Here is a 19,183-nt window from a genome sequence, read left to right on the forward strand (position 1 = left end):
CTATTCCCTATGCAAACAAAAAAGTGTCTTCCTCATCTAATGACGAAAGGAAGACACTTTTATATTTCATAGCTTCTAACAACGCAGTTCCGACCCTTTTTCTTAGCTTGATACAATGCATTATCACAAAGTTTGTAGAGATTATTTAGAGAAAAACGTTCACCCGATTCTATCGTAATGACTCCAATACTTATCGTGTAGTGCAGCGGTACGCCATGAATCATTGAACCTATAACAGCTGTGCGCATTCCTTCAGCAATAACATCACTACTCTTCTCATCGGCTCTGTGCAGGAGCACTGCGAACTCTTCTCCCCCAAATCTTCCGATCAGATCACCATGACCAAGCTGTTGCTCTATTTTAGACGCCAAATCAGTTAGTACTTGGTCACCTGTATTATGGCCGTAATTATCATTTATGCTCTTAAAGTGATCGACATCCAGCAGTAAAAAAGAATAGGGCAGTTTCTTCATCGCTGAAGCAGCTATTAAAGGCCGAGCACGCAAAACGAACGACCTGCGATTCAAAATACCGGTCAACTCATCATAAGTTGCTACCCGCTCCATTTCTGCAAAGGAATCTTCTCTATAAAGCAGCATAATTCCCGCGGTTCCTAGAAACATATACAAATAAATCCCGAGATAAAAAAACAAATAAAGAAATTGTGCAACTTGTGTATTGATTCCTAATACGGAATACAGCGGTTCTAAGGCTCTCCCCGCCAACGACAAGATGACAAGACAATATAGCAGTCCCATTATTATTTGTAGCGAAGTCTCCATGACCTTCAGACATAGTATATAAGCAGGATAGGCTATAATCAGAACTCCAGCCAGACAAGCGACTGGAATAACGAGAGGATCCTTTGGCATCAACAAATACATAAGCACCACAACTAGAATGGATACTCCAAATAATATAGAATAATATCTCTCCACTTTGCTCCCGAATACTCTGAGAAGCATTAGAAGCGCCAAGCTTTCGAGCGTGCCTCCAGCCAAAGCAAGAAGTGCTATGATCGGTAGACTAAGTGGTGTATCTATAAAATCCTTCAGTAATAAGAGGATCAAGGCTGCTAGTTGCAAATATTTTGCTGTGATAAACAATGAAGAAGTCTGTTCCTGCGGATAACGCAAACGATACACCACGATAAGCAGCACCGTGAACGATTGCCACAAAAAGAGACACACCAGCAGTGTCTGGAGATCCAGATGCATATAAGTGAAGTTCACCTCCCCTAGTATTCCTGACTCTCAGTATACATATCGGTATCTGATGACTCTATTTCTTCCCTCTTGTTTGGCCTGATATAATGCCTTGTCGCTTAGCTTGTACAACTTATTTATCGAAATCTCCTGATCTGGCATGATCGTAATTACACCTATACTAACTGTGTACCCCTGTTGAACCTTATTAGTGGAAGTATTCATTATCGCCTCACGAAGCGCTTCAGCTTTCTGGTCGCAGCTCTGCTCATCTACCCCACAGAGTATGACTGCGAATTCCTCGCCCCCTAGTCTGCCAAACAAATCGCCATTTCCGAGATTATCTTTAATCGTCGATGCGAACTCTTCCAGCACAATGTCACCGGTATCATGACCATAAGTATCGTTGACCTGTTTAAAATAATCCAAATCCAATAGCAAAAATGAGAAGTACTCCTGCGCTCGAAATGCCTTTTCAAGCTTTATCTCCGCTTCCTGAAGAAATGCTCCACGGTTTAGGATCCCCGTCAAATCATCATAACTGGCTATTCTTTTTAGTTTGACGAAGGAATGCTCATTTGAGAGAAGAATATAACCGGCAGCCCCTACGATAAATAATAAATACATCCCCAAATAATACAAATATTGCGTGAGATTTGTTGAGAACACATTCATCTCGGGCTCCCAAATCAATGCAACAAGCGCCCGCATCAGCATAATCGCTGCAAATACATAAAATAATACGCCTAATATTTTTTGAAGAGGGGTAGCCTTTTTATTCACAGTTAGATGATAAGCTGGATAAACTATAAATAGTATAGACCAAAGTGAAGTACAAGCGATGCGCAAGTTGGAATGATTAAAAAATAATGCGATGATACTAAAACTAATTATGCTCAATACCGAAAGGATGATGTAATATCGCTTTATTTTTGGCCCCAGTACTCCCATCATCAGCAGTAACGCTGTAATTTCTAGACAGCACCCTCCAAGGATTAGAGCATTGCTAAGCGGAATGGACAACGCATGAGGGAGATAATCCCATAATAAAATCGAACACCAAAAGAGTAGCTGCACTTCCTTTGATCGGATGAACAAGGTGGAGGCTGTATCTTTAACAGCGGTACTTCGATAATTGGTTATAAGCAGTAATATAAATAAATTTCCGAAAATAAACAAATAAATCAGTGTTCTAATTTCAAGCAGGGAGCTCATACGTCACCACCTATGCGAAAATATCCCCACAAAGTGCGGCTTTGCTTCGATGCGTACTCGGGTACTTTGTGGGGATCCCAAATATACGTTGAAAAATCGATCCTCTTCTGACAGCACTATAGCACTTTATAACTATATCAGTAAATACGTTAACAATACCAAAAAAACACTTCCCTCTAAACTCCCTTCAGATAAACACAAGGATTATCTGAACGAAATTTTGGGGAAGTGCTATTGAATAGAGAATATAAATATCCTCGAATTAGCCTCAATTTGCAAACTTAATGCTTCTTCTTCAAACCGTCTGCCAGTGCGTATCCGACCTTCCAGATATCGCCTGCGCCCATCGTAATCACCAGATCACCTGGAGCAATACGAGGTGTCAGATCAGCTAGCACATCTTCTTTGGTTGGCAGATGTCTCGCGCCCGCATTACTGTTCTTAACGATAAGCTCAACCAGCTTCGCAGAAGTAACACCTTCGATTTGTTTCTCTCCAGCCGGAGAGTAAATATCAGTGATGATGACTTCGTCAGCTTCGCTAAAGGCACGGCTGAAAGCATCTAACAGGAAGAAAGTACGTGTATAGCGCTGAGGCTGGAATACCGCAATAATCCGTTTCCCTGTTGCCTTAGCAGCACTGATCGTTGCCTGAATCTCTGTAGGATGATGCGCATAATCATCAATGACCAGAATGTCATTGACTTCTCCGAGCACTTGAAAACGGCGCTTCGCACCATGGAATTTCACAATTGCTTCAGCGATTTTCTCGAAAGAAATCCCTGATTTCAAACAAGCGATTACCGCTGCCATTGAATTATAAAGATTGTACTGTCCGGGAACGGAGAGTTCAATCCGTCCAAGCACTTCTCCATTATGATTCATCGTGTACGATACTTGACGATCGCCTAAAACGATATCAGTGGCAATATAATCCGCAGTGTTCGACTTGATGCCATAAGTAATCACCTTACCTGTTACTTCAGGTAAAAGAGAAATCACATTCTCGTCGTCAGCGCATACTATAGCAGTTCCATCTTCGCGCGTTTGGTTCATGAACTGCACGTATGCAGCCTTAAGACGGTTAAAGTCTCCGTCGTAATTTTCTAAGTGATCCGCTTCAACATTCGTAACGATCCCAAGCCAAGGGTGATAGTGCAGGAAAGAGCCATCACTCTCATCCGCTTCCGCTACTACAAACTCACCTTGTCCCGCCTTTGCATTCGTACCTACATTCATAATCTCTCCACCGATAATATACGTTGGATCAACGTCGCACTCTTCCATCACAAGTGCAATCATGGAGGAGGTGGTAGTTTTCCCGTGTGCTCCAGCAACGGCTACCCCTTTACGTTCATTCAATAAACGGGCTAACATTTGCGAACGATGCAGAATTGGAATCTTAAGACGCTCAGCTTCCACCCATTCCACATTATCACTAGACAAAGCCGTAGAGTATACGACTAGATCCGCACCTTTTACTTGTTCTGCTGTATGCCCAATATAAATCTTGGCACCTTTAGCAATCAATTTATCCGTTAATTCTTGGGCAGCCACATCGGAGCCCGTAACTGTATATCCCATTTCTAGCATTACCCGGGCAATCGCGCTCATTCCGTAGCCGCCGATCCCTATAAAATGCACACGTTCAGTAGTATCCAACAGTCGTCACCAGCCTTTTTCAGTATCGGGTTGCTGCAAAAGTGTACCGCGTACGTCAGAGATTAAATACAGCGTACCAGATACGACGGCAAGGTCATCCTCCGCTGTAATCGACTTCAGTAGCTGCAGCGCTTTTCCCCAATTATGTTCTACTATGATTGCCAAGTTTTCCTTGGCATATTTCTCCCGCAGACTTTCTGCGATAACTTGCAGATTCTCCGCGTCCATTTTGTTCTGGAAATCCGGTTCGGTCAGGATGAGCGTATCCACTATAGGCAGTATATGCTTAAAGTAGGATTCATGATGCTTATTTGACAGCATTCCCATAAGTAAATTTAATTTACCGTATTGATAGAGCTGAGGCAGACTTTTTGCAAGACTCTCCGCACCTTCCGGATTATGTGCTCCGTCCAGTACAATCCTTGGAGACTTGCTTACCTCTTCCAGCCTTCCAGCCCAGAATGCGTGGCGCAAACCTTCAAGCACATCTTCATCCTCAAGCATAAAGGCCATATACTGACGCAGAACCTCAAGTACCATCATGGCAGCTGCCGCATTGCTAATCTGGTGCTCGCCTTTCATTACGATCCCAAGTTCAAGCGAACGAAAGGGACCCTTAAAATGAAAAGTCTGCACATCCTCCCGGATTTCAGTAGCCTCATAGCTAAAATCTTCTCCGGCAAGATAAAGAGTAGAGCGGCAAGCCGCTGCTTTCTCTTTCAGAACCGCTACGACTTCCGGCTGAGTTACGCAGCTAACAACAGGTACGCCCGTCTTAATAATTCCGGCTTTCTCCATTGCAATCTTCTCTAGCGTATCTCCCAAAATATCCATGTGATCATGACCAACATTAGTAATCACAGAAACAATCGGAGTCACGATGTTCGTTACATCCAGCCTTCCCCCAAGCCCGGTCTCCCATACGACAACATCAGGACAAGAGACGCCCGCAAAAAATAGAATGGCCACAGCTGTAGTTACCTCGAACATCGTAGGTGAGCCAAACTCCGTTTCCGAAATTTCTTGGACTAGTGGACGTAATTGGTTAACCAGTTCGACAAGCGTTTCTTCAGAGATGTCCGTATTATTATATTGGAACCTGTTCGTGAACTTTGTAATATACGGAGATGTAAAGGTGCCTACTGAATAGCCGCTTTGTATAAGTGCACTAGTCAAAAAAGCACAAGTTGAACCTTTGCCGTTCGTACCCGCCACATGAATAAACTTCAGCCGACGGTGCGGATTTCCCAGCTTGTCCATCAACATCTCGATTCTATCTAAACCTGGCCGTATCCCAAAAGGGATTAGGCTCTTGATCCAATCAACCGCTTCGGTGTATGTCGCAAGAGGGGCGGTACTTCCGCCCCGATTTAGGTCATCCATGTCTCTTATCCTCTCAGCTCTGCGATGCGGGCAAGTACTTTCTCACGTTTAGCAGAATAATCTGCCTGCTTCGCCCGTTCCTCTTCGATAACTTTAGCAGGAGCTTTGGCCACGAAGCCTTGATTGCTCAGCTTTTTCTCTACGCGTTCTACTTCGCTGTTCAGCGTCTGCACTTCTTTTTCCAGACGAGCGATTTCTTGTTCAATATCAATGAGTCCCGACAATGGCAGAAGCAGTTCTGCTCCTGTTACTACAGCGGACATTACCTTATCCGGCGTTTCTGGATTCAGGCCAGCTTCGAAGGAAGACGTATTACAGAAGCGTCCAATGTAGTTGTCGTTACGGGTGATAATACTCAGCGTCTCTTCATTACCCGCTTTGATGATCAATTCAACCTTTTTGCTCATCGGTACATTCACTTCAGCCCGGATATTACGAACGGCCCGGATTACATCCATCAGCAGGTTCATTTCCGCTACGGCCTGCGGATTCTCCAGAGCAGCATCATACTCCGGCCATGCAGCCAGCGTAATCGTCTCCCCTTCATGCGGAAGGTGCTGCCAAATTTCTTCCGAAATAAACGGCATAAACGGATGAATCAAGCGCATTGTGCGGTCTAGTACATAGGCAAGTACAGACTGTGTCTTCGCTTTGGCCGCGGCGTCTGATCCGTAAAGTGACAGCTTCGCGAACTCAATATACCAGTCACATAGATCGTCCCAAATGAAATTGTACAGCTGGCGACCGGTCTCACCGAACTCGTACGAGTCAATTAGACGCGTAATCTCACGAGAAGTTTCGTTCAGACGGTGCAAAATCCAGCGATCAGCAGTACTTAGCTCACCCGAAATGTCAATATTGTCAAAGCTTACGCCTTCCAAATTCATCAACGCGAAGCGTGATGCATTCCAGATCTTATTGGCGAAATTACGCGCCTGCTCAACCTTTTCCCAACGGAAGCGTAGATCCTGTCCAGCTGTACTTCCGGTAGAAATCATGTAACGCATTGCATCTGCGCCATACTTCTCGATTACTTCAAGGGGGTCTACGCCATTCCCGAGTGATTTGGACATTTTTTGACCTTCGGAATCCCGTACCAGACCATGCATCAATACATCTGAGAAAGGTTTTTCTCCGGTAAATTCAAGAGCTGAGAAGATCATCCGCGCTACCCAGAAATAAATAATATCGTAGCCTGTTACGAGCACATCGTTCGGATAGTAGCGTTTGAAATCTGCACTGTTCTCATCTGGCCATCCTAGTGTGGCGAAAGGCCACAGATTAGAGCTAAACCAGGTATCCAGTACATCTTCGTCCTGTTTCAAGTCGGTTAGACCACTGATCCGGCGCGCTTCTTCCTCGTCATTTGCCACAACCAATTCACCAGTAGACTCGGAATACCATGCTGGAATACGATGTCCCCACCACAGCTGACGGGAAATACACCAATCACGTACGTTCTCGATCCAGTTCAGGTAAGTTCTCTCGAAGCGGTCCGGTACAAAGTTAACCCCGTTCCCATCCTTCTGTGCATTGATGGCAGCTTCAGCGAGTGGCTGCATCTTCACGAACCATTGTGTGGACAAGTACGGCTCAACAACCGCTCCAGAGCGTTCACTGTGTCCTACTTGATGCACATGATCTTCGATATTGATCAGCACACCTTGCTCCTTCAGGTCAGCAGTGATAGCCTTACGACATACACTCCGGTCTTGACCTTGGTAAGGTCCTGCTTCTTCATTCATCGTACCGCTCTCATCCATCACGTTAATCTGCGGTAAATTGTGACGTTGACCCATCTCGAAGTCATTCGGATCATGAGCTGGTGTAATCTTAACCGCACCACTACCAAACTCTTTGTCTACATAATCATCAGCGATAATCGGAATCTCACGGCCAATAATCGGCAGGATCAACGTTTTGCCGATCAGATCTTTATAACGATCGTCTTCCGGATGAACAGCAACCGCTGTATCACCCAGCATGGTCTCCGGACGTGTGGTCGCTACTGTAATAAATCCGCTACCGTCTTTGAGCGGGTAACGCAGATGATACAAGTGACCATTAACTTCTTTATATTCAACCTCGATATCCGACAATGCTGTACGAGCCGCCGGGTCCCAGTTGATAATGCGTTTGCCGCGGTAGATCAAGCCTTTATTATAGAGCTTAACGAATACCTCGCGTACAGCTTTCGACAACCCTTCATCCAGGGTAAAACGTTCGCGGGAATAGTCAAGGGAAAGCCCCATCTTAGCCCACTGCTCATGAATGGTGTTCGCATATTTATCTTTCCACTCCCACACCTGCTCCAGAAACTTCTCGCGGCCGAGATCATGTCTAGAAATTCCCTGCTCACGCAGCTTTTGCTCTACCTTTGTCTGCGTTGCGATACCGGCATGGTCCGTACCTGGTAGCCACAACGTATCGAAGCCTTGCATCCGTTTTGTACGAATCAGGATATCCTGAAGCGTAAAATCAAGCGCATGACCAATGTGCAGCATTCCCGTTACGTTTGGCGGCGGGATTACAATGCTGTATGCTTTTGCATCTGGACGCCCGCCTGCACGGAAATATCCACCCTCTGTCCAGTAGGAATACCACTTGGTTTCTGCCGATTTCGGATCATACGTGGTTGGCATTTCATTCTTAGAATCATTTGCAGCGGCAGCATCTGCCGCTGTATCTTGCAAGTTCGGCAACTCTGCCGCTGTTAGATTGTTTTGGTCAGCCATTCTCTGATACCTCCACTTGGTTACTTGTAGTTGGTTTCTAAAAAACAAAAAGACCCCTCGTCTCAAAGGACGAAAGGCCATTCTTTCGCGGTACCACCTTTGTTTCGCGCCAATGAAAAATAAACCTGCACTTCTTTCACCTTACGGTTCAGAAGCTTAGCGCGACACTCGTACAGATAACGGCTGCTACCGGCCACATCCTAACTTATCTTTCATATCCATGAAGACAAGCTCAGAAGGGCGACTCCGGGGCGACTTCGGTGGCTGTATCCTACGGAATGTCACAGCACTTGCATTCCGCTCTCTGAAGGGCTGACCGCCTACTCTTCCCGTTCCCAGTCTTTACTTAGATATTGCTTACTCCATAATACATTTTGAGTCATCCCTAGTCAACCTGAATAGGCTTCTACAGCGGGACTTTAAGCGGAATTTCGACTTATAGCGTGCATATGTCGAATTTTCATTCGATTCATCACTCTGCGTTGGTTAGATACCCCACATTCTAACGTTCTCCGGTCACACAAGAATAAACGCCTTCGACATCCTTTTACGGAGGGTAAGCGTTTATTCGAGAAATATAAGGATAATGTATAACGTGAAACTTATATATTCTTATATTTGACAAAAATCCCGATCTACTATCAGATCGGGATTCACCTATTCATATGAGTACGCATTGTAATTCAATTACGGAATGTACAACACTTGCCCTTCTTCTACACTCTGCCCAGACAATCGATTATACATTCCCAGCTCCCGCGCACTTAGCTGATATTTCTCTGCGATTGTATCCAGCGTTTCTTCACGCTGCACGATGCAAAGGCGAACCTTACGGAATAGGTTAGCGCCATCTGCTCCAGCAATGAATCTGCTCTTCCACTCCGTATTATTTCCGGCCTCTGGAATGATCGCTGCAGCCGATGCATTTCCTTCAGATAGGAGAGCCTCTTGTTCTTTACGAGAACGACTAGAGCTGAGTAATGAAGAGAAGGTGAGATGTTCTTTGACTGGAGCCTCAGCATCTTTCTTGCTTCCTAGCGCAATCTTAAGATCTTGCTTCTCCTCTGACTGTGGCACAGTCTCTTGAGAAACAAAAACTTCATTCGTATTCTCGTGGATCGGCTGAGCATTCTCTTCTTGTGCATGAAGCTCATTATTGGCCTCGTTTTCCGAAGCGAATACGGCAATATCTTGATCCACATCAGCATTAGCTGCTGGAACAGCGGTTTCTCTTGAAGCAAAAGTATATTCAGCTTCTTGCTCCTGATCCGCTTGACTCGCCTGGCTAACTTGATTCAGCTGAGTGGCCTCAGCTTCATTCTGTGACTCAGCTTTAAACCAGTAATCCGCTATTCCTGCTTTGGAATCCTCTGTTTGCGAATCCAGACTATGCGTCCGAGCTTTCGCGCCCTTGTCCTTCTCATGAGCGGATGAGAAATTCACTATAGGGGACGAATGACCAGCTCCACTTGAGACCAGTGGAGCCTCTGATGCGTCTGCATTAGCTTCAGCATGCTCATGTTCTTCTACGGCAACCTCCGATGCATCCTCGCCAAAGGTCCACTGAGAATTTTCATAAAGTGCATCAGTTTCGTGCTCTTGGTTCTCTGCAGATGCTTCGATTACCCTGTCATCACTGAGAGGGGAATAGGCAACTGTGTACTCTTCCTGCTGCCAGGCCGGTTGTGGTTGAGGCTCCGCACCACCGATTCCCCGCAGTGATAATACGCCTGTTATATTCACTGTGCGCATCGTGAGCAGATCAATATCAAAATTCTCGATCTCCACCCCGATATCTTCAATCGAGCTGACGCGTGTAAGCGGAACTGTGATTTCAACGGGAATGGCATGCTCCAGACGTTGTGTTCGGTCATCTTCACTCCGGTAGAGTCCGGTAAGCAACAGCTGACCATATAACTCGGCACGATCCTCCCGCTGAATCACCTGGATTTCCGGAAGTAGTTCAACCTCCTCCAGCTCAGCTATTCCCGGAAGCTCTTCCGATAGGTGAATGCGTTCATAAATATCAAACCGCAAGCCGTGGGACTGATCAAACACGGGATATGTCCTCCTTCTTGGCATAATCTAACCCTGAGACAGGCCCAGAGCATAAGCCCAAAATGTTACTCCCCACATGTATATGCTTCAAACAGAAAGGCATGACAACTTTGGTGGCACTAACCGGACAGGATGCTATTAATTTCATAAATTCAGGGACTATTCGAACCTATCTGCCGGCCAATAGATGAACTACTCCGCATGAACAAAGTATTATATGCTGCTTTTGCTATTAGGACATAGATAGGTGCTTCTTTCTGAAAAAACAGAAAATTATTTACTCCCACGAAAAAATAGATAAAAAAAGAACCGTAATACCAGCATTTGCTGATACCACGATTCTCAGGTTTATAACGTAGCCGTCAAGGCGCTTCAGACAGCAGCTCCCGCAGCTGAAGCATATCCTCCGGCCACGGATCGCTTACTTCCAGTTGTTCACCGCTCCAAGGGTGGCGGAAAGACAGCAGCTCGCCATGGAGCGCATGTCTGCCACTAGCGCTGGGAGCCCAGACCGGCCCGCCATATAGCGCATCCCCATACAAGGGATGACCCATATGGCTGAGATGGACGCGAATCTGATGCGTCCGTCCGGTCTCCAGCTGCACATGCACCAGGCTCCCGCCATGCAGTGCTTCGCGTCCGAGGATTCGAGTCACGGCGGACTGTCCGCCGGGTGAGACTCTTCTCCGCGCCGCATGATGACGATCGCGCCCAATCGGCGCGTCGATCACTTTAAGCGTCGGCGGCACTGTGCCTTCGATGATCGCGGCGTAGAGCCGCGAGATGCTTTTTTCACGCATATTCTCGTCTAGGACAAGCTGAGCGAATTCATTCTTCGCATACATCACCGGGCCTGTTGTATCCTTGTCCAGTCGGTGAATATGCCTTACAGCTACACTAACACCGGTAGCGACATAATGCGCAGCTACAAGGTGATCCAGCGTTACACCTAAGCCACTGCCATCCGGATGAACCGCCATGCCTGCCGGCTTGTGGGCAACCAAGCAAAAATCATCCTCATACAGCACCTCAAGCTCTTCCCATACCGGTTCAATGCCGGCTTCACGATCCGGAAAAAGTGCCAGTCGCAGTCGATCTCCCTTCCACTGAATGCCCCCCTCGCGGCGCAGACGCAGATGAAGCTTCTCAGGCATACCTACAGTTTCCAGCAGCCACTTATCAATTGCAGCTTCAGAATCCTCGGCTCCTGTAATGATTTTGCCGGGTGTTACTTCCAGCCACTCCCCACGTCTAGTCCAAGCTCCACCACCGGTTCGTTCTCCGGCTCCAATACTCAAAGGGCCTTCAGGGCATTATAGTGGCCCTCAATGGTATCATCAATATCCTGCTCACTATGCGCAGCCGACACGAACATGCCTTCAAACTGTGAAGGTGGCACGCTAATGCCTTGGCTCAGCATATGACCAAAATAACGACGGAATAGATCCGTGTTGCTAGTCTTGGCTGTTTCAAAGTTAGTTACTGGTCCTTCCGTGAAAAACGGACAGACCATCGAGCCCACGCGGTTAATTGTCAGTGGAACACCGGTCTCGATTGCATTCTTTTTCAAGCCTGCCTCTAGACGCGCCCCTAATTGCTCAAGACGATCATATACTTCCGGTGTCAGCAGCTTCAGTGTAGTGAGTCCTGCCGCCATCGCTAATGGATTACCACTAAGTGTGCCAGCCTGATAGATCGGTCCCGTAGGAGCGATTTGCTCCATAATCTCTCTTTTGCCGCCATAAGCGCCGACTGGAAGTCCTCCACCGATAACTTTGCCGAAGCAAGTAATATCCGGAGTAATGTTGAACAAGCCTTGAGCACAGCCACGATTGACACGGAAGCCTGTCATTACCTCATCAAAGATAAGCAAAGATCCATTGTCTGAAGTTAACTTGCGAAGTCCTTCCAGAAATCCCGGAAGTGGTGGTACAACACCCATGTTGCCGGCAATCGGCTCTACGATCACTGCGGCAATCTCACTGCCAAAACGTTCGAAAGCAATCTGAGTGGACTCCAAATCATTGTATGGAACTGTAATCGTATTTACTGCCACACCTTCGGGAACACCTGGGCTGTCCGGCAGACCTAATGTGGCTACACCGGAACCCGCTTTAATAAGCAGACTATCCGCGTGACCATGGTAGGATCCTTCGAATTTCAAAATTTTACTGCGTCCTGTATAACCACGTGCCAAACGAATCGCACTCATCGTCGCTTCCGTTCCGGAGTTAACCATACGTACGATATCTACAGAGGCTACACGTTCGACAACCATTTTTGCCATTTCAGTTTCAAGTAAAGTTGGTGCGCCAAAGCTTGTCCCTTTTACCGCCGTCTCCTGCAATGCCTTTACAACCTCAGGATGCGCATGACCCATAATCAGCGGTCCCCATGAGCATACATAGTCGATAAAGCTGTTGCCGTCGATATCATAAATACGCGATCCGATCCCATGATCCACATAAATCGGAGTCAAGCCTACGGATTTGAACGCCCTTACAGGGCTGTTCACCCCACCGGGAATATATTGTTTTGCTTCATCAAAAGCCTTGCGGGACGCTTCCTCTTTACGCGCCATTGGCTCATTACTCATCTATCTTCACTCCTATTCTGTTCTTGGTCACACAGGTATAGATTAACCACGCAGCCAGCGCGCAGCATCTTTTGCAAAATAAGTAATAATAATATCCGCTCCGGCCCGTTTCATGCCAGTCAGCATTTCCAGCACAACGGCTTGCTCGTCAATCCAGCCTTGCAGCGCTGCTGCTTTTACCATGGAATATTCGCCACTCACATTGTAAGCCACGAGAGGTAAATCGAACTGGTCGCGGATCGTACGAATCACGTCCAAGTAAGCCAGAGCTGGCTTCACCATTAACATATCTGCACCTTCCAGCACATCGGATTCTGCTTCACGGAGCGCTTCGCGCAGATTGGCAGGGTCCATTTGATACGTTTTGCGATTTCCGAACTGTGGTGCTGAATCCGCAGCTTCGCGGAAAGGGCCATAAAATGCCGAAGCATATTTGACCGAATACGACATAATCGGCACATGCTCAAAGCCATTCTCATCTAGTCCCGCACGAATCGCGTGTACGAATCCATCCATCATATTCGAAGGGGCGATAATATCTGCTCCAGCTTTAGCTTGAGATACCGCCGTACGGGTCAAAAGCTCTAGCGATGCATCGTTGATGACATCACCGTGTACCACACCATTTACCGTATGCGTATGCACCATCCCGCAATGTCCGTGATCCGTAAATTCACAAAGGCAGGTATCTGCAACGACCAACAGCTCAGGGTACCACTGCTTGATCAAGCGAGTAGCCTCTTGCACAATTCCATCCTCTGCGAAACCGGAAGAACCGATTGCATCCTTCGTTTCAGGAATCCCGAATAACAGTACAGCCGGAATGCCTAGTGCGGCAATCTCGTCCACTTCTGCTTTTAAAGTATCCAGCGAAAAATGGTACACGCCCGGCATCGAGCTAATCTCATTCTTCACACCTGTTCCATAAGTCACAAATATAGGCTGTACAAAATCCAGCACATTCAGTACTGTCTCCCGCACCATACCACGAATTCCAGCAGAACCGCGTAGACGACGGTGACGTGTAATTGGAAAGCTCATTTGTTCATCCTCCTGAAAATAAAATATATAACCAAACCCTCGATCGTTGACTAACTGCGGCTGCTTAGTTGTAGTTTGTGCAGTTATTTTGATGTTATATCGTAACTGTAAGCTTTAGTTGCACTCTCTACAGTTATTTATTACAAAAGAGCGAAACTCCCTGTTTTAGCCCGTTTTTAATTGCACATATTACAATTAAAATCGATCTTCGCTTATATCCAGGGAATTTAAGTGTATAAAGTGCAACTAAACCTCAATCAGACCTCATGCTAACAGACCTCATACCAGTCTCGTAACCAGATTAAAAGCTATATTTCCACTAGATTGCATACTAATCCAAGTACCCAACATCTAATATATCACTTAGAACTGCGTGAACTTTATACATACACACATAAACTTACTCACCCATACACACACCAGTTAGTTTACAACTTCGCCATCCATCATACTCTGAGCTTCAACAGTACCTGCGTTTGGTGGCCAATTTAATGTTACTTAAGTTACTTACAATAGCGGCGTGGCGCTTCCGAGCTTAGATACAACTACAGACGATGTTGTAAAGCCGATGTTCTATTGGCGTCAATTCAAGCTTTTTGTAGCTGAGTCTCCGCATTCCATCGACAGAGTTCCTGCACCAGACTATTAATAGTTGCTTCTTCAGGTAGCAGTCCCGGGGTAAGCCCCGCTTCCACGGCAGTCTGCTCAGTTAATGGCCCGATGCAGGCTATTTTCACGTTAGCTAGCAATGGGAGTGGATCTTCGAGCCCCATTCTTTTCAGAATGTGGATGAAATTGCGCACCGTTGAAGAACTAGTAAAAGTCACCGCGTGAACGCGCCCCTCCTCCAGCAGCTTCAGCAGCTCGTCGTCATCCTCACCCGTCACAACCGTCTCATAGGTATCGACGTCTGTGACTTGAAGGCCAAGCTCTCTTAGCTTGTCCGGCAGCCAGTCGCGCCCCAGATCGCCGCGAGGCAACAGCACGTTCTGCCCCGGCAGCAGCTGGGGACCGAACTTCTCAATCAGACCTTCCGCCTGAAACTTTGCCGGAAGTTCCTCAGCGATCACCCCGCGCTGCGCCAGCGCGGCTGCTGTACCCGGCCCCACCGCTGCAATCCTTGCGCGGTGAAGCCCCCGAATGTCCGCCCCCTGCTCCGCTAAGTGGCGCCAAAAAAACTCCACGCCGTTCGGGCTAGTGAAGAATACCCAATCGTACGATTCCAGCGCGCCAAACGCCGCTGCAATCTTCTCCTTCTTCTCTGCGCCTTCCGGCATGATCGTCTCGATCACCGGGAACTCGTAGGGTTCCCCGCCGAGTTCCTCAATCATATCCACGAGCTCGCTCGCTTGGCTCCGAGCCCGTGTCACCACGATGCGTTTGCCGAATAACGGCATCGCCTCAGCCCACTTGAGCTGCTCCCGCTGCAGCACCACGTCGCCAACGACGATGACGGCCGGCGGCTGAAAATCCGCCGCCTTCACCTTCGCCTCAATATCGGCGAGGGTTCCCGTCAGTGTCTCCTGATCTGCGCGGGTACCCCAGCGCACCAGCGCTACTGGTGTTTCTGGCGGACGCCCATGCTTGATCAGCTGGGCGCTGATATATCCTATTTTAGCTACGCCCATCAGGAATACTAACGTCCCCGTGGCATTCGTTACTTTATCCCAATGAATGGAATGATCCAGTTTATCTGGACTCTCATGTCCGGTGATAATCGACAGGGAAGAAGCATGATCGCGGTGCGTGACAGGTATTCCCGCATAAGCAGGTACGCTGATCGCCGACGTGATACCCGGTACGATTTCGTAATAGATCCCATTTTTGCGCAGCAGCTCCGCTTCTTCACCTACGCGGCCAAAAATCGTAGGGTCCCCACCCTTCAGCCGCACCACTGTTTTCCCCTGTAAAGCCAGATCAACTAACAATTGATTAATCTCTTCCTGCTTCATCGTGTGGCGATCCGGCAGCTTGCCAACATAAATCTTCTCGCCGCCGGGCTTCATGCATTTCAGCAATCTAGGACTTGCCAGCCGATCGTACACCAGCACGTCGCTTTTTCGAATACACTCGAGGCCTTTTACAGTAATCAGCTTTGCGTCCCCGGGACCTGCACCTACCAAATAAACCTTCCCCGTCAATCCCCTCATCCCCTAATGTCTGACAGTATCTTCTCCGCTCCTCTTGCGATCAGCTTCTTAGCGACTTCTTCGCCGAGCTGTACCGGATCCACTCCAGTGCAAGTTTCTTTCAAAATCGTTGAACCGTCAGGTGTTCCCACCATCCCGGTTAAGGAGATTATTTTGTGCTCCGCAGTAGTGGCTTCCGCGGCTGCGTCAAGCACCGCATAAGCGCCAATTGGCACTTGGCAGCCGCCGTTCAGCGCGCCAAGGAAAGTGCGCTCCGCCGCCACCGTCAACGCTGTATTGGCGTCGTTGTATAACTCCAGCAGCTTCCGTAGGTCGGCGTCATCTGCGCGGCACTCGATGCCGAGCGCGCCCTGCCCTACAGCGGGCAGGCAAACTTCCGGCGGCAGGTAGGCGCTCACGCGATCCTGCCAGCCCATGCGCGACAGCCCCGCTGCTGCAAGCAGGATCGCGTCGTATTCTCCGCTCTCCAGCTTGCCCAGCCGCGAGTCAATGTTGCCGCGCACGGGCTCAATGACCAGATCAGGCCGCAGCGCAGCTAGCTGGCTGGAGCGGCGTAGGCTGCTTGTGCCTACGCGTGCGCCCTGAGGCAGCTCGTCCAGCGAGACGCCTCCGTTAGAGATCAGTGCATCGCGCGGATCGACGCGCTTCGGCACAGCACCGTTGATCAGCCCCTCCGGCAGCTCGGAGGGCATGTCCTTCATACTGTGCACCGCCATGTCGATTTCCTTTTCCAGCATGGCCTGCTCGATTTCCTTCACGAACAACCCTTTGCCGCCTACCTTGGACAAGGTGACATCTAGGATGCGGTCCCCTTTGGTAACAATCTTTTTAACTTCAAAAGTGAATCCAAAACCATGCTCCTCGCTCAGTCGCTCCAGATCCGAAATCACATGCCCTGTTTGCGTCAACGCAAGCGCGCTCTGTCTACTCCCCACAATAATCTTACGCATTGTCCATTCCTCCTGATTACGTCTGCCTCTTACTCTTCACCGTAGACTGTATATAGTAATCTAAACTAAGCAAAAGCTACTCCGCACTATTAAAAGGGCATTTTTGCCCTTTATTTAGCTCCTTCGTCGGTTATAGCTCAATTTAGGGGTATTTCTGCCCCTCATTTTGCTGATATGAGCGTTTTAGTGCAATTCAGGGGTATTTATACCCTTCATTTATCTCTTTTGACGACTATTACTCAATTAAGGGGTATTTTTGCCCCTCTTTTGACTGATATGAGCGTTTTAGGGCAATTCAAGGGTATTTATACCCTTCATTTATCTCTATCGGCGACTATTACTCAATTAGGAGGCATTTTTGCCGCTCTTTCGACCATCTCAGCCACTTCAGCTCAATTCAACGGTACTTATACCGCTCTTTCGACTATTCCAGCCACTTCAGCTCAATTCAAAGGTACTTACACCGCTTATTCGACCATTTAAGCCACTTCAGGCCAATTCAACGGGATTTATACCGCTCTTTCGACCATTTCAGCCACTTCAGCCCATTTCAACGGTACTTATACCGCTCATTCGACCATTCCAGCCATTTCGGCCCAATTCAACGGTACTTATACCGCTTTTTCGACCATTCCAGCCACTTCAGCCGTACTCATATCATTAATCTAACCTAATTTTGTAATCTTCACAGTGTCCACGCGCACTTTTACTTCGCCCGATGATCAGCAATCCAAGCTTCCATATCCTCCGGGCTCCACGCAATAAAGCTACCGTTTCTTATTTCATTTAACACATCGAGCGCCCCAAGCTTCCGCAAAAGCTTTCCACGAACGTCAGCAGAAGATTCTTGTTCCTTAATCCGGGTTCGCATGGTATGTACAAAATCCAAATATGGCTCATACGCCGCATCCAACGCCTCTTCAAGCACACTTTTAATCTTCGCAGCCGCAAACGGACCAGCACCCGAAGTAGATACAGCTACCGTCAAACGACCCCTCCGTACAACTCCGGGCGTGATAAAATTCCCCGCTTCCGCATGGCTAGCCACGTTCACATGAATGCCAAGTCGCCTAGACTCCAGCGCAATCTCTTCATTAATCACTCTATCGTTAGTGGCTGCATATACGAGAAAGGCCCCACGGAGATCTCCGGGAGCATAAGGGCGGTCATGCCAGGTCATGAGACCCTTTTTCACTAGAGAGGCAAGCGTATCTGTCAAAGAGGGACTAATCATCTTAACCACCGCTCCAGCTTCCAGCAGCCCACTCACCTTCCGTTCAGCCACGGCACCACCGCCAATAACCACAACCTGTTGCTTTTCACAATCCAGCATTATGGGCAAATACCGAGTCATGCTCTTCACTCCCCGCTCCAACCGTGAAAACCAGATAAAGAATTCAACAAAAAATTCAAGATAATAAAAGCATATCCTAAAATCGCCCAGCGAGCCATACTTACTCCACTTTTCCGCCCGGATTTCTTAAAGATAATATAAAATATGTAAATTCCAAGGCCAATAAGTGTCGTTAGTACTTTTAAATCCTTCAATAATAGTGTCCGTCCCTCAGAAACAATAGATAAGCTAGCCACCACCAGAGAGATTGCCAGCAAAGGAGTCCCCACCAGAATAGCGGTGTAAGAATATTTATCTGTAGTCTCTAAGTTTGGTAAACGACGAATTCGGTCACTCCATTGCTTGCTTTTGAGTCTGGTGTGCAGGAATAAGTACAATATTGCAAATACCGTCCCAAGTGTCAGTGCAGCAAAACTCAAATTGGCCAAAATCACATGCATTGTCAACCAGCCATACACCGAGCTCCAAGTCTCAAGCGTATGCCCCCCCGCCGTCAGCCACACCCGATTTAGGAGAAAAACACAGAATCCAGCCACACTAAGCAGCAGAATCGTAAACTCGCCTCCACGTGTGAAAGCCACCGCAAGCGAAGTCAGCACAATACTAAATGCAAACCAGAACAAGAAATCATAAGGTGTGAAAATGGGCAGTCCCTTCTCCTGAGAGAAACGAATCCCCAGTCCTGCAGCTTGCAAAAGACCCACAACAACAAGAAGCCCCGTGCCTAACCGCTTCCCACTCGGGTTGCGATAAAGGCAATCCGAGAAAACAAACAGCAGGCTCAGGGCATATAGCAGCAGAGCGGCATCATATATTCCGTTCAGCAGTTGCATAT

General features: G+C 47.7%; 14 protein-coding genes and 1 other annotated feature. Of the genes, 1 reads left to right on the plus strand and 13 read right to left on the minus strand.

The features are described from left to right. Positions 1-59: 59 nt before the first annotated feature. From NST34_RS25785 to hemC, 11 genes are all read right to left on the minus strand, one after another. On the minus strand, positions 60-1,217 hold the full coding sequence (locus NST34_RS25785) for a GGDEF domain-containing protein (protein ID WP_340972457.1): 1,158 nt from the start codon (positions 1,215-1,217) through the stop codon (positions 60-62). A gap of 36 nt (positions 1,218-1,253) precedes the next feature. Next, a complete protein-coding gene (locus NST34_RS25790; protein WP_076286490.1) occupies positions 1,254-2,420 on the minus strand; it encodes a GGDEF domain-containing protein in 1,167 nt (388 codons plus the stop codon). Between the two features lie 281 nt (positions 2,421-2,701). Further along, the gene (murC, locus tag NST34_RS25795) at positions 2,702-4,081 is read right to left on the minus strand and encodes a UDP-N-acetylmuramate--L-alanine ligase (protein ID WP_042191191.1); all 1,380 of its coding nucleotides are present in this window, start codon (positions 4,079-4,081) and stop codon (positions 2,702-2,704) included. A 6-nt stretch (positions 4,082-4,087) separates the two neighbouring features. Beyond that, a complete protein-coding gene (locus NST34_RS25800) occupies positions 4,088-5,464 on the minus strand; it encodes a bifunctional folylpolyglutamate synthase/dihydrofolate synthase (RefSeq protein WP_341052132.1) in 1,377 nt (458 codons plus the stop codon). A gap of 5 nt (positions 5,465-5,469) precedes the next feature. Then, positions 5,470-8,106, minus strand: a complete 2,637-nt coding sequence (locus NST34_RS25805) for a valine--tRNA ligase (protein ID WP_341129596.1) — start codon at positions 8,104-8,106, stop codon at positions 5,470-5,472. A 155-nt stretch (positions 8,107-8,261) separates the two neighbouring features. Further along, positions 8,262-8,545: a binding site (T-box leader), on the minus strand. A 341-nt stretch (positions 8,546-8,886) separates the two neighbouring features. Next, the gene (locus NST34_RS25810) at positions 8,887-10,257 is read right to left on the minus strand and encodes a LysM peptidoglycan-binding domain-containing protein (protein ID WP_076300732.1); all 1,371 of its coding nucleotides are present in this window, start codon (positions 10,255-10,257) and stop codon (positions 8,887-8,889) included. A gap of 362 nt (positions 10,258-10,619) precedes the next feature. Beyond that, the gene (locus NST34_RS25815) at positions 10,620-11,555 is read right to left on the minus strand and encodes an RluA family pseudouridine synthase (RefSeq protein ID WP_341129033.1); all 936 of its coding nucleotides are present in this window, start codon (positions 11,553-11,555) and stop codon (positions 10,620-10,622) included. Beyond that, positions 11,552-12,853, minus strand: a complete 1,302-nt coding sequence (hemL, locus tag NST34_RS25820; RefSeq protein WP_076300731.1) for a glutamate-1-semialdehyde 2,1-aminomutase — start codon at positions 12,851-12,853, stop codon at positions 11,552-11,554. The genes NST34_RS25815 and hemL overlap by 4 nt, the downstream gene beginning before the upstream one ends. Before the next feature lie 42 nt (positions 12,854-12,895). Then, on the minus strand, positions 12,896-13,894 hold the full coding sequence (hemB, locus tag NST34_RS25825; RefSeq protein ID WP_042191201.1) for a porphobilinogen synthase: 999 nt from the start codon (positions 13,892-13,894) through the stop codon (positions 12,896-12,898). 587 nt (positions 13,895-14,481) lie between these two features. After that, on the minus strand, positions 14,482-16,035 hold the full coding sequence (gene cobA, locus NST34_RS25830) for a uroporphyrinogen-III C-methyltransferase (protein WP_341129034.1): 1,554 nt from the start codon (positions 16,033-16,035) through the stop codon (positions 14,482-14,484). A gap of 5 nt (positions 16,036-16,040) precedes the next feature. Beyond that, the gene (gene hemC, locus NST34_RS25835; protein WP_341129035.1) at positions 16,041-16,994 is read right to left on the minus strand and encodes a hydroxymethylbilane synthase; all 954 of its coding nucleotides are present in this window, start codon (positions 16,992-16,994) and stop codon (positions 16,041-16,043) included. A gap of 225 nt (positions 16,995-17,219) precedes the next feature. Here hemC and NST34_RS25840 point away from each other — a divergent pair, with 225 nt between their 5' ends. Continuing rightward, positions 17,220-17,477, plus strand: coding sequence for a hypothetical protein (locus NST34_RS25840; RefSeq protein WP_341129036.1), 258 nt, complete (start codon positions 17,220-17,222; stop codon positions 17,475-17,477). A 223-nt stretch (positions 17,478-17,700) separates the two neighbouring features. Here the strand turns inward: NST34_RS25840 and NST34_RS25845 are convergent, their stop codons facing one another. After that, complete coding sequence (locus tag NST34_RS25845) at positions 17,701-18,348, minus strand: precorrin-2 dehydrogenase/sirohydrochlorin ferrochelatase family protein (RefSeq protein WP_341129037.1); 648 nt, start codon at positions 18,346-18,348, stop codon at positions 17,701-17,703. A 5-nt stretch (positions 18,349-18,353) separates the two neighbouring features. After that, positions 18,354-19,181 carry a cytochrome c biogenesis protein CcsA gene (gene ccsA / locus NST34_RS25850; RefSeq protein WP_076300727.1) on the minus strand — a complete coding sequence of 276 codons (828 nt, stop codon included), beginning with the start codon at positions 19,179-19,181 and terminating at the stop codon, positions 18,354-18,356. Between the last annotated feature and the right edge of the window lie 2 nt (positions 19,182-19,183).

The organism is Paenibacillus sp. FSL H7-0714, from assembly GCF_038003765.1.
Classification (GTDB): domain Bacteria; phylum Bacillota; class Bacilli; order Paenibacillales; family Paenibacillaceae; genus Paenibacillus_AQ.